Annotated in this window: 18 protein-coding genes; all 18 read left to right on the top strand. The window is 63.5% G+C overall.

Going from position 1 to position 18,058, the window contains the following annotated elements:
* Positions 1-17 precede the first annotated feature (17 nt).
* On the top strand, positions 18-527 hold the full coding sequence (locus ACGLHR_RS25600; protein WP_400096875.1) for a hypothetical protein: 510 nt from the start codon (positions 18-20) through the stop codon (positions 525-527).
* A gap of 10 nt (positions 528-537) precedes the next feature.
* Positions 538-1,173, top strand: coding sequence for a DUF4400 domain-containing protein (locus ACGLHR_RS25595; RefSeq protein WP_400096874.1), 636 nt, complete (start codon positions 538-540; stop codon positions 1,171-1,173).
* 72 nt (positions 1,174-1,245) lie between these two features.
* Complete coding sequence (locus ACGLHR_RS25590) at positions 1,246-2,235, top strand: CpaF family protein (RefSeq protein WP_400096873.1); 990 nt, start codon at positions 1,246-1,248, stop codon at positions 2,233-2,235.
* Complete coding sequence (locus tag ACGLHR_RS25585; RefSeq protein ID WP_253932277.1) at positions 2,207-2,530, top strand: hypothetical protein; 324 nt, start codon at positions 2,207-2,209, stop codon at positions 2,528-2,530. The genes ACGLHR_RS25590 and ACGLHR_RS25585 overlap by 29 nt, the downstream gene beginning before the upstream one ends.
* Positions 2,530-2,835 (top strand): VirB3 family type IV secretion system protein, encoded by a 306-nt coding sequence (locus tag ACGLHR_RS25580; protein WP_253932276.1) that lies wholly within the window; start codon positions 2,530-2,532, stop codon positions 2,833-2,835. Before ACGLHR_RS25585 ends, ACGLHR_RS25580 begins: the two co-directional genes overlap by 1 nt.
* 5 nt (positions 2,836-2,840) lie before the next feature.
* Positions 2,841-5,303: a VirB4 family type IV secretion system protein gene (locus tag ACGLHR_RS25575; RefSeq protein ID WP_400096872.1), complete on the top strand. Its 2,463-nt coding sequence runs from the start codon at positions 2,841-2,843 to the stop codon at positions 5,301-5,303.
* On the top strand, positions 5,300-6,043 hold the full coding sequence (locus ACGLHR_RS25570) for a hypothetical protein (protein ID WP_400096871.1): 744 nt from the start codon (positions 5,300-5,302) through the stop codon (positions 6,041-6,043). Before ACGLHR_RS25575 ends, ACGLHR_RS25570 begins: the two co-directional genes overlap by 4 nt.
* A 28-nt stretch (positions 6,044-6,071) precedes the next feature.
* On the top strand, positions 6,072-7,364 hold the full coding sequence (locus ACGLHR_RS25565; protein ID WP_400096870.1) for a type IV secretion system protein: 1,293 nt from the start codon (positions 6,072-6,074) through the stop codon (positions 7,362-7,364).
* Positions 7,365-7,518: 154 nt separating this feature from the next.
* The gene (locus ACGLHR_RS25560) at positions 7,519-8,235 is read left to right on the top strand and encodes a type IV secretion system protein (RefSeq protein ID WP_400096869.1); all 717 of its coding nucleotides are present in this window, start codon (positions 7,519-7,521) and stop codon (positions 8,233-8,235) included.
* Positions 8,232-9,044, top strand: a complete 813-nt coding sequence (locus tag ACGLHR_RS25555; RefSeq protein ID WP_400096868.1) for a TrbG/VirB9 family P-type conjugative transfer protein — start codon at positions 8,232-8,234, stop codon at positions 9,042-9,044. Before ACGLHR_RS25560 ends, ACGLHR_RS25555 begins: the two co-directional genes overlap by 4 nt.
* Positions 9,044-10,312, top strand: coding sequence for a TrbI/VirB10 family protein (locus ACGLHR_RS25550; protein ID WP_400096867.1), 1,269 nt, complete (start codon positions 9,044-9,046; stop codon positions 10,310-10,312). The genes ACGLHR_RS25555 and ACGLHR_RS25550 overlap by 1 nt, the downstream gene beginning before the upstream one ends.
* On the top strand, positions 10,309-10,923 hold the full coding sequence (locus ACGLHR_RS25545) for a hypothetical protein (RefSeq protein WP_400096866.1): 615 nt from the start codon (positions 10,309-10,311) through the stop codon (positions 10,921-10,923). Before ACGLHR_RS25550 ends, ACGLHR_RS25545 begins: the two co-directional genes overlap by 4 nt.
* A gap of 74 nt (positions 10,924-10,997) precedes the next feature.
* Complete coding sequence (locus ACGLHR_RS25540) at positions 10,998-11,456, top strand: toxin co-regulated pilus biosynthesis Q family protein (protein ID WP_400096865.1); 459 nt, start codon at positions 10,998-11,000, stop codon at positions 11,454-11,456.
* A 43-nt stretch (positions 11,457-11,499) separates the two neighbouring features.
* Positions 11,500-13,266, top strand: coding sequence for a hypothetical protein (locus ACGLHR_RS25535; protein ID WP_400096864.1), 1,767 nt, complete (start codon positions 11,500-11,502; stop codon positions 13,264-13,266).
* 41 nt (positions 13,267-13,307) lie between these two features.
* Positions 13,308-14,558, top strand: coding sequence for a hypothetical protein (locus tag ACGLHR_RS25530; protein WP_400096863.1), 1,251 nt, complete (start codon positions 13,308-13,310; stop codon positions 14,556-14,558).
* A 15-nt stretch (positions 14,559-14,573) separates the two neighbouring features.
* A complete protein-coding gene (locus ACGLHR_RS25525; protein WP_400096862.1) occupies positions 14,574-15,032 on the top strand; it encodes a hypothetical protein in 459 nt (152 codons plus the stop codon).
* Positions 15,033-15,048: 16 nt separating this feature from the next.
* Entirely contained in the window at positions 15,049-16,827 is a 1,779-nt protein-coding gene (locus tag ACGLHR_RS25520; protein ID WP_400096861.1) for a GspE/PulE family protein, read from the top strand.
* A gap of 29 nt (positions 16,828-16,856) precedes the next feature.
* On the top strand, positions 16,857-17,984 hold the full coding sequence (locus ACGLHR_RS25515; RefSeq protein ID WP_400096860.1) for a type II secretion system F family protein: 1,128 nt from the start codon (positions 16,857-16,859) through the stop codon (positions 17,982-17,984).
* Positions 17,985-18,058 lie beyond the last annotated feature (74 nt).

The raw sequence follows: 18,058 nt of genomic DNA, 5'->3' as shown, positions 1-18,058 counted from the left end.
GAGAAGAAGAAAAAATAATGATTAAAAAACACGAATACACGCCCTTGGTCCGGCTCGCCACGGAGATTGGCGTCCAGCCCGCGGCGCGGAAGGTTTGGTACGCGCATCCGCTACTCAAGGACCTCACAATCCGCTTTCTGCAGTATGTCGGCGATGGGAAGGTCAACGATCGATATCTAGTGCGGGAGACCGTGCGTCTGGCGCTGACGGCCTATTTCGCGGCGGAACGGCGTGGCGGCGACGCAATGGGCTGGTTTCTCTATACGTGGATCGAGGAGGGCTGCGACATGTACCAGCATACGTGCACGTCAGCAGCTGGCGAGACCTGGAACCCTGCCCATCAAAGCCTTAGCGATTTCGCGGATGGAAAGGATGACCTCATCTGGGTCCCCAACGAACTCGGCCAGACCATGGCCATCGAGCGGTTTGCCAACCAGTTTTTCACTCCGGTGATGGCCGAGACCCTACTCAGGAAGTACCGCGACAGAGAGGTGCCCCCGAGCCGGCCTCCGTTGCCTTCGCCTTGAGAGGCCTTCGATGATCCTCTTCGCAGAGAAAAGCGAGTTCAACCAGCACATCCTATTCTGGTGGCTGCTGGCGCCTCTAGTGGCGCTGATGATCCTGCCAGGGGTCATGACGCCCGAGTCATTCCAGATCGGCCCTGCCGAAGTGCGGTTCCTGTCTGGGTGGGGCGGTCAGGACCGGGAGGTGACCCGCCGGGCCGACGATAAGTTCGAACGCTGGTTCGTTGCGCCGGGTTGGGTCAAGCGCAGCGTGACACTCACGCAACCGCAACGGATGGGTGGGCCCTCGTTGTCCGCGGGCGCGACCGGTTGGCTGCGCGATTGGGTGGCCGGCTTCTGGATGCTGGTGTACCGCGTATTGTGGCGAGTCCTAGCCTTGGGGCCTCTCTATCTCACGGCCGCTATTGGCTTTGCGCTGCCCGCGTTTGTTGACGGCATTGGCTCACGGCTGAAGAAGCGGTATGACTTCGGCCAGCACAATCCCATCTTCTTCTACTCGAGCATGCACTTCGTCCTGCTCGCGATTGGGCTGGCCATGTTCGTGCCCATCACTCCGCTGACGCTCACGCCATTGGTGCTTGGCGGCTTCTTCCTGGCGACCGCGGCGGCCGTCTGGGTCATGGCTGCCAACTTGCAGACGGGCGCCTGACGGCCGAGTCCGGGCGATTTCAGTGGTGGATTCGCCGGCGATTTCCGCTGGCGGCGCGGGATCATGGTTCCCATGATCCAAGCCAACATCATCGCCGACGCGATCGCCCGCAGCCTGAAACCGCTTCTGCCCGTCCTTGGGGACGAGGCGGTCAGCGAAATCATGGTCAACCCGGGCGGGGCCGTCTTTGTCGAGCGGGCCGGGAAGGTGGTAGATACCGGACTCCGGCTCGCAGAACACGAGATCCAGATCGCCATTCAGGCTATCGCGAAACAGGTTCGCAAGGATGCCATCGCCTCCTCGGCCGACGCCATTGTGGATGCGACGCTCGACGGCATGCGCTTTGCCGGCGCGATCGCACCGACGGCACCCGACGGATCGACCTTCTCGATCCGCAAGCACCTGCCCCCGGACAAGCGGCCCACGCTGGAGCAGCTGGTGGCCCGCGAGATGTTGACCAAGGCGCAGGCCGACAAGGTGACCGAACTCTTTATCCGGCAAGGCAAGAACCTGCTGGTGGCAGGCGGCACCTCCTCGGGCAAGACCACGCTCGCCAACGCCTTCCTCGGCAAGGTCCCGCCGCACGAGCGCGTCATCACGATTGAAGACGCCCGCGAGCTCAACATCACGGTCCCCAATCATGTGGCCTGGGTGGCCAACCACCAGGCCGGGCTGACGGCGCGCCTGCTGGTCAAGCTGGCGATGCGATTCCGGCCAGACCGCCTGATCCTGGGGGAGACGCGCGGTGACGACACCTATGACCTGATCCGCGCGATGAACAGTGGCCACGACGGCACGCTCACGACGGTGCACGCGAATGGCGCCGAGGATGCCCTCGATGCCATCGAAATCCTATTTCAGCAGTCTTTGCCGCCGGGGGCGCAGTTCGACGCCAGGACGACTCGGCGCTACCTCGCAAAGACGATCCATCTGGTGGTCTACGCAAAGAAGCATGCCCGGATGCTAACCAACCACGAAGTCGGCATCGAGCGCCGGGTGGAACAAATCTGTCTTGTCAAAGGAGTGGATGAACATGGTCAATACGTACTTGAAGAAGTTTAGGCTCAAACCGCACCAGATCGTCGTGCTGACGGTGCTGGCGGTCTTCTCCGCCTCCGCGGCTGCGCAGTCCGCCTCCGGCGGCATGCAGGCCTTCTGCTTCCTGATCAACTACTTCAAGCAGATCGTGGGCGCGATCGCGGTGCTGGCGATTTTCCTGTGGGTGATCGGCTACTTCAACAAGCAGGCGCACCTCTCGGAATTGGGCCAATACATCTTCCTGGGCTGCGTGATCGCCGTCGCCGCCTACACGCTCGTTGCCGCCACCGGGCTGATCCCTCCGGCCTGCTCGATCTGATGCGCGAGTCCGTCACCTATCTCGCCTTGCAGAAGCCCATGCTCTCGGGCGGCATCGGCCTGAAGGCCATGGCCATGATCTGGCCGGGCGTGGGGCTGGCGTGCTTTCTGGCGACCACGCCGCTTCCGTTGGCAGCGGGGATCGTGATGCACGCCGTGTTGCGCTGGGCGTATCGGAAAGATCCGCAGGTGATCGACATCTATCTCAAGTATGCCGAGACGGCAGACCACTACCAGCCGCACGTACGAGACCGCTTCAAGGGGGCGCAGCGGCCGGTCGGCTATGGGCGAGGTGTCCGATGCTAGAGATCATGTACAAGAAGGACGAGGCCGAGCACCCGCAGCAGGAGATCCTGCCGTGGCTCGACTTCGTGACGTCTGAATTGCTGCTGTGCAAGGATGGCTCCCTGCTGGCGGCGTATGCCTACCAAGGGCCGGACCCGGACAACTTGGATGACGACCTCGTCGACCAGGCTGTCACGCAATTGCAGCGCGCCTTCGGGCAGTTCGACTCGCGGCTGACCGGGTGGTGGATCGTCGACAAGCGCAAGGATTACACGTATCCGGAAGGCGACTTCGACAACACCACGGCAGCCCAGCTCGATCGGCTGATCGGCAACACCTTCCGGTCGGGCATCTCCTACCGCTTCCGGCATTGGTTCTTTCTCCTCTACACCGGCCACCAGGGCGTTGAGGGCTATCTGGATAGCGTCACGCGGCTGATGAACGAGGAGGGCAGGAGCCTTCCCGTCGCGCTGTTGCGTGGCGCACTGGGGTCCGTTTCGGCCAGCACCGAAGTGCTGCGGGACCGGGACCGGCTGCAGCAGGCGGTAGGGGAGTTCGAGGGCTTGCTGGGTATGTTCGACACCACCATTCCCACGATGCGGTTTGAGCGGCTGGAGCGCCGGGCGTTCTCCAATTCCCTGTTTCATCTCGCCAACCCGGCAACACGCCTGGCACCGCCCGCGAAGCCGCAGGGTGTGCTGCTCGACGGCTGGATCGCAAATGGCTATATCACCACCGGCAAGCAGGTCATGGCCTTCCAGAGCGAAGGGGACGTGCGGTACTGCGGCGTCATCGGTGTGAAGGAGTGGCCTTCCCCCACGTCGCCGTTGCTGCTCGAAGCGCTGATGGGGTCCGACGTTGAAATGACGATCTGTCACATCATCCGCTTTCTCGGCAAAGAACAGGCGAAGACCGAGCTGAAGGGGGCGGTGAACTACTACCGGATGACGCTGTTCTCGCCGTTCAACTATGTGGCGCAAAAGATGGCGGACGCGACGCCCGAGCCGGATAGTGGCAAACAGGACCTGCACGACGAGTGCAAGGAGGCCATGCGGCGCCTGTCGTCCGAGGGGCTGGGTTTCGCGTACCACAATCTTTCCATCGCGGTGTATGCCGATTCGGAACACGAGCTGACGACCGCCTGCCAGCTGGTCCACGGTCGCCTCGCGGATGTCGAGTTCGAATCGGTACGCGAACGGCAGAACCTGGGCCCGTCCTGGGAAGCAATGCTGCCCGGGCAGTGGGCGCGGCAATCCCGCTACCACCTGGTCAGCCTGGAGAACGTGGCCGACGCCTCGCCCATCTTCACGATGGATGAAGGCAATCGCGAGCACCCCTATTTCTCCGAAGTCTTGCGGCGACCCGTCTCGGCGCTGGCGCAGTTTATCGACGGCTATGGCGGACGCTACCACTTTATCCCGCACGTTGGGCAGGTGGGCCATGCCGTACTGATTGCGCCCACGGGCGGCGGCAAAACCACCTTCGTCTCTCTCTGCCTCAGTCAGTTCCGGCGGTACTACGACCCGGAGATTGGGCAGTCCAACGTCTACATCTTCGACCGGGACAACTCCTGCCGCATCACGACCGAGTTGCACGGCGGGCAGCACATCGACATGAAGCACGGCCAGATGCAGCTAAACCCACTGGCGGTGTTGCGGGACGGCTCGCCCGATGGGCAGCTGTGGGCTCGGGAGTGGGTCATCCAGCGGATCATGGAGGGTGGCTATCGCTGCACCGCCGAGGATCGCGATGCGATCGACTCGGCAATCCAGAGGCTGGCCATGTCCACGCAGGACATTCGGCTGTCCACGCTCGCGCTTCAGCTTCCTAGGCATCTGACCACCGAACTGGGTGAATGGCTCGAGGATCGGCCGTATGGCATGTTCGACTCGTCGACCGACGACTACTCGCTGTCGAGCTGGACCTGCACCGAGATGAAGGATCTGCTGGCGGTGGATCGGCTGGCGCGCGCGTTCATCGACTATGCCTTCCGGAAGATCCATGAGTCGCTCGATGGCCGCCCGACCTTCATCTATCTGGAAGAGGCGTCATTCCTGGTCAATCACCCCGCGTTCGCCCCCCGGCTGGATGACTGGCTCAAGACCTTCCGCAAGAAGAATGCCTTTCTGTGGCTGACAATCCAGTCGCCGACCTCGATTACCTCGTCCGATATCTCGGCCACGATGACGGACAACATCCTGACCAAGATCCTGCTCGCCAACAAGAGTGCGGAAGCGCATCGCGAGGGCTATATCAAGCACTTTGGTTTGACGAACGAGAACGTCGATATCGTCAAGACGCTGATGCCGCAGCGTGAGTACCTGATTCTGAGCAACGGCTTTGCGCGTGTCATCCGTACCGCCCTGGATTCGAAATCGCTCGCTTTCCTGCGATCCGAGGGGCACCTGCAACGCCGCTTTGATGAGCACAAGCGAAGCGGCAAGCCCAACTGGAAGGCCAACTACCTCGTGGAGACCGCATCGTCATGAAATTACTCCGTCCCGCATACCTGACTCTGCTCGCGACTCTGATCGCCGGCACCGAAGCCCACGCCGGCGGCGGTCCCGGCGGCATCGTCTTCGATCCAACCAACTGGATCCAGACCTCTGCGACGGCGGCGTCCACACTGAAGCAGGAGGCTATCGCCGTGGCCAATGCGGCGCGGACGGTGCAAATGTTGGTCAACTCCGGCAAGATGATCCAACTTCGGGAGTTGGGCATCAGCGATCTGGCGCAGGCGGAACAGATGGTGGCGCAGATCGGGCGCCTGTCGGGCGCCGACGATACGTTGCTGCAGGCGTTGGGGAAAAAGAGCGACTTCATCGGCGATGTGATGGGCCTGTATGGGGCGTCTCAGAGCGGGAATTTCAACAACTTTGTCAGCAACATGACGCAGCGCGCGGCGCTGGGCAACGCCAACGCATCCAATCTGCTCAACAAGCACGATGCGCTCAATCAGGCCATCCAGACCGCGCAGGGGAAGCGGATGCGGATCGCCAACGAGATTGGCAACGTGCCCGGGGCCACCCAGGCGATCCAGGTCGCCACCGCAGCGCTGGACACGCTCATCGAACAGAACCAGGTGCAGTCGGCTGCAGTGGCGGCTCAGCTCGCCAGCGCGGCCAAGAAGGAAGCCGCAGATACGGCTTCGGCGAAGGCGGCGGACAGCAATGCCCGTGACTATGCGAATGGCATTGACGCACGCCTTCATCAACTCGGGCTGAAGTAGCGCGATGGCCTGCCGATATCTATTTCCCATGGCTTCCCTGGTCCAGATCGGTCTGCGGGCGCTTTTGGCGCTCGTGCTGACGGTCGCTCTCATCCAATCCGCGCGCGCAGACACGCCGGGAGGCGGCGGATCGGCCCCCGGCTTTCTCGAATCCATCTCGACCGGGGCAGGAAAATGCGGCGAGGCGCCACAGTACTTCACTGGCATGGACAAGCTCGGCGCGAAATTTAAGCTGCTTGGGGACTACGAGGGAAGTCTATCGACCACGGCGATGGGTGTCGGTAACCTGTTGCTCAATCCGGCCCGCGCGTTGGGGGGCGCACTCGCGGTGGCTTCTCTCCTCTGGGGGATGATCCTTGCGTTAGGCGCCAACAAGGGCACGCCAGTGACCGTGGTCATCGATGTCGTGGTCCCAGCCTCTGTTGTTGCCCTGCTTTTGGGCGCCTACCCGCAGGTTATCGATGGTCTCAGCAGTACGGCCAGAACGATCTCGGGAGTGCTTCCCTCGCCGTGGGTGGCAATGGCAGACTTCTTCGCCACGATGCTCCACACATTGCTAGGAGGCGCTACTTCCATCATCAAGAAGTTCGGTTGCACGAAAGTTCTTGATGCGGGATTTCTCGGCGTGTTGCTGGGCACTGTGGTGGCAATGGTTCTGCTCGTTGTCGCAATGTATATGATGGTTCGGGCGATGGTCGACATCGTTGCGGTGATATTCCTCGGGCCTTTCCTGGCGGCGGTCGGCGCAGCGGTCGCACCCGTCTTCATCGCCTTCGGTGCATCCGCTTGGACCCGCTCGTGGATTACCGCTTGGATCGGATTTGTGATCCAGGCCTTACTGCTGAACTTCTTTGCGGCATTGGTGCTCAAGTTGATGAGTGCGCCTTTCGAAGGGATGAATGCGGCGATGAGCTTTGCCAATGCCTCAGCAGCGGAGGGCTTGACGGTTGCCCTTGATGCGTTGGTCATCCTCGGGATGTCGTTGATCGCATCGCGGGTTTTTGGCCAGATACCACAGATTGTCTCGACGCTGTTCCCGGGCAATCTCGGTGTGGTGACCGGGGATGGTCGCAAGAGCACGGCTAAGGCTGCGGGCGAGGCAGGAGGCATCTTGAAGGATGTGGCGATGAAGATCCCAGGCGTGAAGACCGCAGCCGCGGGCGCTACGATGCTTACGAACAAGTTGCTCGGGCGTAGTGGCGGAGGATCTCGGTCGTCCTCCCAGGGAGGACAGGGACCGGCTCGACCATTCAAGACCGTGAGCAGCACCAGTGGACAGCGCGCTGCGAGCAGGATGGCTGCCCGAAGAGGCAAGTCCTAGCGCTTGTACGCTGCGTATCCAAACACACCACGGCCCGCTTCGGCGGGCCTCTTCTTTTGCCACGCGCCACACGCCCAGTCGAATCCCGAATCAGAGCGAATTCGCATCAGCATTCGAAGCTGAAAAAGTTCCCGCCGGTCCAAGAATGGGCCTCATGAACCTATTCCGCAAATCCGCGAACGCGGGGTCCGCGAGCAAGGCCCCGCCCGACTTCACCCCCGGCCCCCCGGAAGAGGCCGCGCGTCGTGTCCACTATGAAATGGGCGCCGGCTCGCGCATCGAGCGCAATCGCTGGTTCCTGGTGGCGTGCATCGAGGCGGTGGCGCTGGTCGCAAACGGCGCGGCATCGATTCGCCTGTTTCCGCTCAAGACGGTGGAGCCGGTCGTGATCCACCAGTCGGACTCCGGGCGCCGGGTCATCGACACCAACCAATCGGGCGCCTGGGTGCCGGACCAGCCCGCGCTGTCTTACGCGCTGAACCTGTGGGTCGAACAGGTGTTTGCCATCAATGGGGCCACGGTCGAGGCGAACCTGGCGCGCGCAGCTTCCAAGACCATCGGAACGGCGAGCGACCAGCTGCGTGACCTGCGTCGCAAGGAGAACCCGCTCGTGCTCCTGCGCGACAACCCGCGGCTGGTGCGCGAGTACGAGAACCTCTCGATCAACTTCCTGGGCAGCGGCGATGCCGCGCTGATCCGGTTTCGCACCACCACGCGCCGCGCGCCCGGCGCCGCGCCCGAATCGCGCAGCTATGCAATGACGATCAACTTCAACGTGGTCAAGCCGACTACGCGCGAAGAGATCCTCAAAGATCCCGCCGGCGTCTACATCACCGGCTTCAACCTCAATGATGAAGCGACGACGAAATGAAGCGACGACTCCTGACCATTTTTCTCGGCGCCGCGATCTGTGTCCCGCCGGCGCACGCCAAGCCCCAGCCTGCTGCGTCGGCCGACGAGAAGGTGTCGGCCGCCGCGCTGCCGATCGAGGTGCCGGACGAAAGCCGCATCGTCATGTTCACCTACAGTCCCGACGCGATCTTCCGGGTGTTGACGACACCCGGGATGATCACGCACCTGGAACTGGAGGCAGGCGAGGGCGTGGTCGAGATGCCGGCCATCGGGGATTCGATTCAGTGGCGCGTGAGTGGCGGGCCCCGCAACCTGTACATCAAGCCGCTGCGACCGAATCTGGTGACGACGCTCACGGTGGTGACCGACAAGCGCACCTACCAGCTCGAGTTGCGCTCGGGCGAACCGGGCGCGAAGCGCTTCCAGAAGGTGACCTTCCACTACCCGGAGGTGGAGGCTGCTCTGACGCTCAAGGAGCGGGACAAGGTTGAGACCGCGGCAAATGATAAGGCGCGGCTCAAATCGCAAGAGCTGGGTGGCGTGCCAGATCCGACCGCCTATGAGTTCGGCTATGAGATGGAGGGCGACGCCCCTTTCAAGCCGACCACGGTGTTCAACGACGGCCGGCAAACCTTCCTCAGGCTGCCCAGCGTCCAGGATCAACCTGGTGTCTTTCTCTATGAAGACGACAAGCCGTCTCTGGTCAATTACGTGGTGAAGGGCGACTACGTCGTGGTCGATCGCGTCGCGAACAAGCTGCTGCTGAAGCTCGGCAAGCGCGAAGTGCGGGTGATCCGCAAGACCTCGCGGTGGAGCTGGGGCAACTGATGACGCAGGATCTCAAAGACCCTTTCGCCGAGGATGCACGCAAGGCGGCGCCGCGGCCTGGTGCGAGTAGCGAACCTTCGCCGTCGTTGACTAAAGGCAAGGCTCGCCGCAACCTGCATATTCTCGGGCTGATCCTCCTCGCGGCGGCGGTGGTGACCTGGATGTTCTGGCCACAGTCCCCCAACAGCGTGGCCGCACCGGCGCCCGTGTCGAAGGCCGATCTGCCGGAACCCGAACTGGCCGGAAAGCGCCTGTTGCGCGATTTGCAGGAGGACGCCAGCGCGAGCACGCCGGCGGCAGAGGGGCGCGGCACGCCCGCTGCAATGCCGACGCCGATGGGGAACGGTAGCGCGGCCTCGCGCGCGCTCGCTACGCCGGACCCGGTCGTCGGCGCTGGCGGGCCCAGCCGTGAGGAAGAGATCTGGGCCGCTCCCATTGCGACCGGGGCGACTGTGACCCTGAAGAAGACCAGTGCCACGGAGCCATCTGGCTTGGGCTCGCTGATGCGGCCGGCCGGGACAGCGGAGCCTGCCGGCACGGACGCCCTCGCCGAACGGCAACTCGGGCTGCTGTCGCAGCTGGGCCAACAGCAACCGGCGGCGAGCGTTCGGTCGGGCGATAGCGCCTTCCTGAAGCAAGCCGCGAACGACGCGCCGAATCTGACCAATCGGCAGCAGCCGGCCTATGGGCAGGCCGCGGTCTATGAGGGGACCGTGGTTCGGAGCGTGCTGATCACGGGCGTGAATAGCGACATGCCCGGCAAGGTCACCGCTCGCGTGACGTCGACCGTCTACGACTCGGTCACGCAGCGCGTTCCGCTGATTCCTGCTGGCTCGACGCTGGTGGGTGTCTATCGGAACGAAGTCCAGGTCGGGCAGACCCGCGTGCTTCTGGCGATGCAACGGCTGATCCTGCCCAACGGCACGTGGATCCCACTGTCCGGCGCGTCCGCCACTGACATGCAAGGGATGTCCGGCCTGGATGCTGACGTCAACAACCACTTCCTCAAGATCTTCGGCAGCTCGCTGGTGGTTGGTGCGGCGTCGTTGCTGGCGTCCAAGTCGTCGCAGAACGTCACGGTGAATGTCGGCGCAGGCGGTACGCAACTGGGTGGCTCCGTCTTCGCGCAGTCGCTGTCGGAGACGGTGCGGACCATGCTACAGCGCAACCTGAACATCCAGCCAACGCTCACCGGCGATGCCGGCTCCGAGTTCCTGTTCGTGGTGTCGCGGGACACCCTCATGTCGCCATGGAGCGCAGAAAAGTGATCAAGACAGCCATTGCCTCCCTCTTCCTGGCCGGCGCGGCGACCTGCGCGCTGGCGCAAGGCGCCGAGTCGCCCGTGCGCATCGTCTTCAACGATGGGGTCAACACGTACATCCAGGCCCACCCGGGAGTCGCCCTGACCGTCCCTGACGCGGTGCGTCGCCAGGATGCGTTCTTGGTGCGCGGCATGCCGGTGGAGATCATCGCGTATGCAAACGGGCGCCGCTACGAGATCCGTCGCACGGGCAACTCGAGCCAGGCCTATGTCGTGGATCTGGTTACGCCGCGCGAGGTTGTCGCGCCACCAGCCGCGGTAACAGCAGCGGCTCCCGTCGCGGCGCCCACGCCCGCTCCCACGGTCGCTCCAGCGCCGGTGCAGGCAAAGGCGGATCGCGCCCCTCCTATCGCGCCGCCAGTGACAGCCGCAGCGGATGCGGATGACGCGCGGCTTGCCGTCCCCGGCACCTCCGACGACGAGATCCGTGCGGCGATCGCGGAGGCGAAGGCCAAGGGCTGGACATCGATCAGCGCGGCAGGAGACCCCGAGTTCATCGTGCGCGTCCATGCCCTTTGGAACGAGGTGTCGCCAGCGTCGCCGGTGGCATCGAAATGAAGCAGCGGGGGAAGGGTGGCGAAACACCGATCCCGCGTCGAGCAGGTATCAATTTCTTCAACGGAGAGGTCGAGATGGCCATCAAACAAACGTGCGCGACCTTGCTGCTGGGCCTGATGGTCTCGAGTTCAGCCGGCGCGGCCAACTTCATCGTCCGCGAAAGCGGTCCCGTACCCCAGGGTGCTGCTCAGCGGGACCTGATCGCAGAGCGGCTCGCTCAGCGCGAGGCATCCGTACCCGTTTCTGCGTCCGCGCCACCGGCCCAATCGGGCTGGCAGGTGACCCCCGCCGACCAGAACGTGCGCATGCTGTTGACCCGCTGGGCCAGTGCGGCCGGCTGGTCGCTGGTCTGGAGTGCGGAGAGGGACGTGCCGCTGGTCGGCAGCGCGTTGTTCTCTGGCGACTTCAAGTCCGCGGTGCGGGAGGTCTTGCGGGCCACTGACATGAGCGATGCCGCGGTCCAACCGTGCTTCCACACCAACGCCGTGGTGCGCGTCATTCCGGCGACTGCCCTGTGTGATCGCGCCGAGTAAGTCACGCCGCATCGGAACGCCTGCCCACCAAGGATTGGAACCAATGAATATCACCTTCAAACTCGCCGCGTGCGCGGCTGCCGCTGCGACACTGGCCGGCTGCATTTCCCCGGAACTGACCCAGAGAACGCTGGGCGAGTATCAGAATGCGGCGAACAAGGCCGACACCAAGCGCGCCGAGATCAACCGCGCCATTGATGCCAATCGAGCCTATGTCGAGCAGGCACAGGAGGTCAACCGTCCTTACCTGGTCGGAAGATCGGTGCCGCTGGCCCGGGACGTCCGTCTGCCGCGCGCACTCCAGCGCGGCTTCAAGACGGCCGTGCTGTTCCCCACCGGGAGGGTGTCTCTCGCCGAGGCGGCGCAGCGCATCGGCCTGGTCACGGGTATCACCGTCAGCATCACGCCGGACGTCTACCTCGCGGCGCTGTCGCTCATGCCCAAGAGCGGCACGATGGATACGGGCGCGGCCAAGGTCGGTACGCTGGGCGCCCAGCCGATCCCACCGGTGCCGTTGCCGTCGCCCACGGGCCTCCCGCCGGCGGCAGGCAGTGGCTTGCCGCCGGCACCGCTGCCGCTGCCCGCACCGGGTGGCGGCGCAGGGATCGTTCAGCCCGACTCGCCTACCGACCTGGACTTCCCGCGGATGGAAGCGCCGTTGGCGCAGATCCTCGACAACATCGCGAGCCGGCTGCAGATCCAATGGAAGTACGACGATCAGGCCAATGCGATCAAGTTCTACCGCCTGGTCACCAAGAGTTGGAACTTGCCCGTTTCCCCGGCGACGAACTCCTATTCGACGGCCTTGTCGGGCCCGACCTACCAGAGCAACAACAGCAATGCGCTGACGACGCAACAGACGGCCAACGCGGTGCGCAGCGAGGCGAGCGGCCTGAACGAGCTGACGTCGATCAAGGAAGCGGCCGACAGCGTGCTGACGCGGGTGGGGACGATCAATGCCAACCAGGCCACCGGCACCATCACGATCACCGATACGCAGGATGCGGTGGAGCGCGCCGACGCCATCATCAAGGAACAGATCAAGATTCTGTCCCGCATGGTCCTGCTGCGCGTCCAGACGGTGCAGATCACCACCACCGACACTGGGGAGAGCGGGGTTGACTGGAACGCCTTGCTGACCAAGGCCCTGGCTCACATTCCGGCATTCAGCCTGAGCGCGGTCTCGCCGGCCTCGTTGGTGAGCAGCAATGCCGGCACGCTGGGGCTGAACATCATGTCCGGCGCGGGCAGCGGTACGCAGGCGATCATCCGCGCGCTGGCCGAGATCGGCCGGGTCCAGACCTCCACCGAGCTGCCGTTGTCGACGCGCAACCGCCACGCGATCAGCTACAACGTGCGCAACACGTTCTCCTACGTGAGCAACACCACGCCGGGGGTGGCCTCCATCTCTGGCGGAGGCTCCACCCCCGGTATCCAGACCGCGCAGGACTCCACGGGCCTAAAACTGGTGCTGTTCCCCAACGCCACCAACAAGGACAGCGTGATGCTGACCTTGTCGCTGGACCAGTCGGTGCTGCAGAGCCTGCAGACGTTCGTGTCCGGCAGCGGCAGCAGCGCCCAGTCCGTGCAGTTGCCCAATGTGAACGGGGAGGGCTCGACGCAGGAGGTGCCGATCAAGAATGGGCAGACCCTCATCCTGACGGGCTTCGACCGCGTCAACTCGCAGTACGACCGCCGCACAATGGGCGACGGCGCGCCATTGGCCTTGGGCGGCTCGCTCACCCAGAGCCGCACTCGGACCACCACCATCGTGCTGGTGTCGGCGGTGATCCGCGACGCCGATATCTAAGCGCCGGGGGCATCGTGATACTTACCATTGATGGGAAGTCGGTGGCCTTTGGCCTGCAGTGGCAGGTGCTGCTGCGGCAAGGCAGTGAAGAGGCCGTGGCGCGCAAGGCCGGTGCCACGATGCTGTGGGCGGACCGTGCCGGGCAATACGTTGGGCTGCTCCCGGCGAAGACGAGGCGCCCCGCAAAGCGAGCGACGGTCTACGCAGGCGCGCAGCTCATCCTGCGCGCGACGGGGGTGCAGAATCTGATCTACGTGTCGGAGATTCCCGGTCAGGACGGCTATGTCGCCGTGGGGATTCATCACCGGCGGCCACGCCAGGGCTTCGATCACGCCTTTCTGCGTGCCGCGGAGGTCAAGGCGCTGATCGATGAGTTCACCAAGATCTGTGGCAGCGAGCCATTCAGCCTGATCGGCGATGCACGCTTGGATGGCATCGAGACGCTGAGCCTGCTGGAACTGGCGCTGCTCGCGGATCCCAGCGCAGCCATGCGCCGGCCGAAGCTGCGCGTCACGCCAATCCAGGGTGTCGCCTTGCTCGTCCTGCTCGGTGGTATCGGAATCGGCTGGCAAACCTACAGCAAGTGGCGGGCAACGCAGCTCGCGGAAGAGGCGGTGCGGAAGACGCAGACCCCGGCGGAACAATATGCCCAAGCGCTCAGCGTGGTTAGCGCTTCGCCGCTGTTCCTCGCCACAAGTATCGATGATTACCTGGATTGGGTGAGGGGACTGCCGGTGTCGGTCGGTGGCTGGGGCGTGAAGTCGGTGGATTGCGAACCCAAGGACACCCCGCGCCTGGGCTGTGTGGTCCGGCTCATGCGCAACTTCTCCCAGGCGTCGAATGAGAGCTTCCTGGCAGCGGCCTCAGCCGAGTGGGCGAAGTCCGCGGCATTCGACCCGGATCAGCGCACGGTACGGGTTTCGATCACGGCGCCCCTGGCTAGCACCAAGACGGTCGGGGATGTGCTGAAGCTCGCCCGATCGCGGGCCGAGCTGACACAGGACTTCATCCCGACCCTGCAAAAGATGGCCGTGCTCGGCACGGAACCGAAGATGGGCAACATCAAGCCCTTCCGGCTCCCTGATGGCGTTCCCGAAGATGCGGTGCCGGGTCTGTACCGGGAGGCGACGTGGACCGTGCAGTTGCCACTTCGCACTGCCGCAATGCTGAAGACCTTCCCCGAGTACGCCTATCTCACCGCGCTTTCCCTCAACCTGGAGCGCAATGGCAAGGCTGGCACTGCCGAATCGTTCGCGACCGTCAAAGTGGCGGGCGCGGTTCTCACCAAGTAAGAAAAGGACCTGACCGTGAAGACGACCCAAATTATCACCGCGCTTGCCGCGGCCATGCTCTGCCAGGCGGCGATTGCCCAAACCGACGTCGCGACGGTGGGGGAAATTGAAAGTCTGGAAAACAAGCTCACGATCAAGCGGCTCAATGACGAACTGCTTAAGCCCGGCGCCGGCGTGGCCGGCATCGCCACCCCGGGTGCGGCGGTAGCAGCGCCGGCAGGCGGCCCAGGTGTTCTCGCAGCGCCTGCGGTGGAAGCGAAGCCGTATGTGGCGGCTATCTACGGCGTGAGCAACGTGGACGGCACCATGGACTACCACGGGCACCTCAACTGGAACGGTCGCATCTATCCGATCCGCACCGGCGCGCGTGTTGCCGGTTACCAGGTGCGGCGCCTGACCGCAGAAGGTGCAGTCCTCGCCCCTGTCGGGCAACGCGGCAAGGGCGGACACACCGTCTGGGCCCCCACGATGTGATCCCAAAGGACCGACCGTGCTCAATCGATTGTTTGGGAGGAAGGCGCCGCAAGCACCGCTCTCCGCTAGCCTGGCTCCGGCGACCCCGGCCGCTAGTCATGGGCGCCGCACCGGCGCCGCGGCGGGCGGCTACCAGACGGCCCCGAAGCCGGTCGAACACATTGACGACCTGCCGCCGTTCACCAAGAAGCTGTACGAGGAGATCAACCTTCAGGCCTCATTCCGGCATTACATCTGCCCCGTTGAGACGGAGGCGAACCGCTTCGCGCTGATCCTGACCGAGAACATGATCAACTCGGACATCGCCAACGAGCTGATCAAGGCCCTTTCATTTAAACGTGAGGCAGCGGAGCCCGTCTACTACATCGCATCCACCGTGGTGATGGTGGAGCTATGCCGCGACGGGGTAATGGAGAACAAGCCGAAGACGAAGGCGATGGCCAGCGGACTGAATTCGCGCAACAGGAACTCCGCACTCTGGTCACAGTTTGAGAACATCGTCGGGTTCGCGGTCGAAACCAACGCATCCGACTTGCACTTCGAGATTGAACGGCTGCAGGAGCGGTCCAAGGTGGGCTTCCGGGTCGACGGCAAGCTGATCCGCCCGCGGGAATTCGAGATCAAGACTGGCGACCTGCTGGATACGTCGGCGTACCTCTACAACATCCACAGCCGATCTGGCTCGGAGAACGCCTTCAACGAAAACAAGCCGCAGGCCTGCCAGATCCGGGCGGACGTTGCCGACCACCGCCTGCTGTTTCGTTGGGCCTCCAACCAGTCCGCGAAGGGCACCAAGATCGTCATGCGGATGCTGACCCAGGACGAGGCCCAGTCGATTCGCACGCTCGAGGAGCTCGGCTACCTGCCCGACCAGATCGCGGCCTGGAAGCGTACCATCGGCCGCCTCGGCGGCGGTACGATCACCGCCGGCGTGGTCGGGTCGGGCAAGTCAACCACCGCCCAGACCATCATGACGATGTTGCCGTCGACCATGGCGAAGTACACCGTGGAGGATCCGGTCGAGTACATCATCCCGGACACCACCCAGTTCTCCGTGTCCCGGTCGATGAACGATACCGGCAACGACCCGTTTCTGGCGGTGAAGCGCCAGCTCAAGCGGATGGACCCGGATGCGGTCCTGATCGGTGAAATCCGGGACCATGAGAGCGCAGGGCTATTCCGAGATATCGCTGAATCCGGTCACCGCGCCTTCTCGACGGTGCACGCACCGAGCGCCATCGACACCATCACCATGCGCCTCACGTCCGACGAATTGGGCATCCCGCGCGACGTGATCGCGACACCTGGCTTCATGAACCTGCTGGTGTACCAGGCGCTGTTGCCGATCAACTGTCCCAAGTGCAAGGTTGACCATGTGCAGGCCAAGTGGATCAGCGAGGCGTATCTTGCCCGCATCGAGCGCGTGTTTGGTATCGACCGGAAGGTCCTGCGGTTCGCCAATCCGGAGGGCTGCCCGCATTGCCGCCGGGCCGGGCTGCCGGAATTGCACGGTGTCAAGGGCAGAACGGTCGTCGCCGAGATGATCGAGCTGGATCAGACCATGCTCAAGATGTTCCGGGAGCGGCAGAACCTGGAGCTGAAGGCCTACGTGCGCTCGCTCAACCGGTCCCGATTCTATGAGGAGGCCAGCACGGGCAAGACGGTGCTGGAAGTCTCGATGTTCAAGGTCTCCCGCGGCGAGATCGATCCGCGCGAGGTCGAATACAAGTTCGGCACCTTCGAGCAGTACGAAATGCAGCTTGCCTCGGAGACGGGCCTGCGCCGCGTGGCCTAGGCAGTTCCAACACGCACTAGAGATACTCAATGCCATTCTTTCGTAAGTCGTCATCGGCCCCAGTCGCCAAGGTGCACTCGGTGGGATTTACCACCAAGCACGAGTTCAGCAGCGAGCGCGGTGAGTTCTACGTCGACCTCGCGCAGAGCATGCGCGCCATGCGTGGGGTGCCGATCACGCAGTTCCTGGAGAACTATGCCAAGCGGTACCAGAAGCGCGCGATCGGCAAGATGGCCCAGTACTGGCTGACCCGCTTCGCGGAGACGGGCACCTTTACCGAATCGATTCGTGGCACTGTGCCCGACGAGGACCTGACGCTGCTGGCCGTGTCGGAGAATGCCGGCGACCTGGCTTCCGGCCTGCAGTCGTTGGGGGAGAACATCGTCGCGATGGCCAAGACCAAGCAGGAAATGATCATGACCATGGCCTCCGGCCTCGTCCTGATCGTGCTGCTGCACGTCTTCCTCGCCATTCAGGCATTCATGGTCATGCCGCAGCTAGAGAAAGCCATGACGGCGAATGCCGACCCGGCATCCATCGGCCTGCTGCCCAGCTTCCTGTTCGGTGCGGCGACGATCATCCGCACCTGGTGGCCACTGGAGATCGCTGTCATGTCCGCCGTCCTTGTCTGGATCTTCTGGTCGCTGCCGCGGTACACTGGGCCTGGCCGCGCATGGCTGGACAATCATTTCCTGCCCTATGAGATGTACCGGGACTTCCAGGGCGCGGCTTTCTTTGTGGCGCTGGGCTCGGTCACCAAGCTGATCGGCTCGCAGATCATCCAGATCGCGGACGCGCTACAGCGCATCCGGCAAAACTCAGTGAGCTGGCTGGCATGGCACATTGACCAGATCATGCGGAATATGGAGGAAGAGCCGACTTCCAAGGGCGCGCTGTTCAACACGGGCATTGTCAACGAGCGCAACTATTACCGCGTGGTGGATATCGCGGAATACGCGGAGCTGTCGACGATGCTCAATGAGGTCGGCGCGCTCATCATGACGACGGCCCCAGTCGAGATGCAGAAGAAGGCCGGCAAGTCCCGGTTCGCGCTGATGCTCACGTGCGTGGTGCTGATGTTCGGACTCTATGGCGCAACGCTCTTCATGATCAACGACTTCAAGAACCAAGCGCAGATCAAGAGCCTGAAGCGCTAGCCCTACTTTCGCAAGCTCAGTGTTATTCCGCGGCCGCACCGAGTCGGAATGCCGCGTAGATACTGGATTTCGCT

The sequence above is a fragment of the Cupriavidus sp. CuC1 genome (assembly GCF_044627735.1).
In the GTDB taxonomy this organism is placed as follows: Bacteria; Pseudomonadota; Gammaproteobacteria; order Burkholderiales; family Burkholderiaceae; genus Cupriavidus; species Cupriavidus ulmosensis.
Note: the sequence above shows the minus strand (reverse complement) of the source record. Positions and strands in the feature narration are given on the sequence as shown.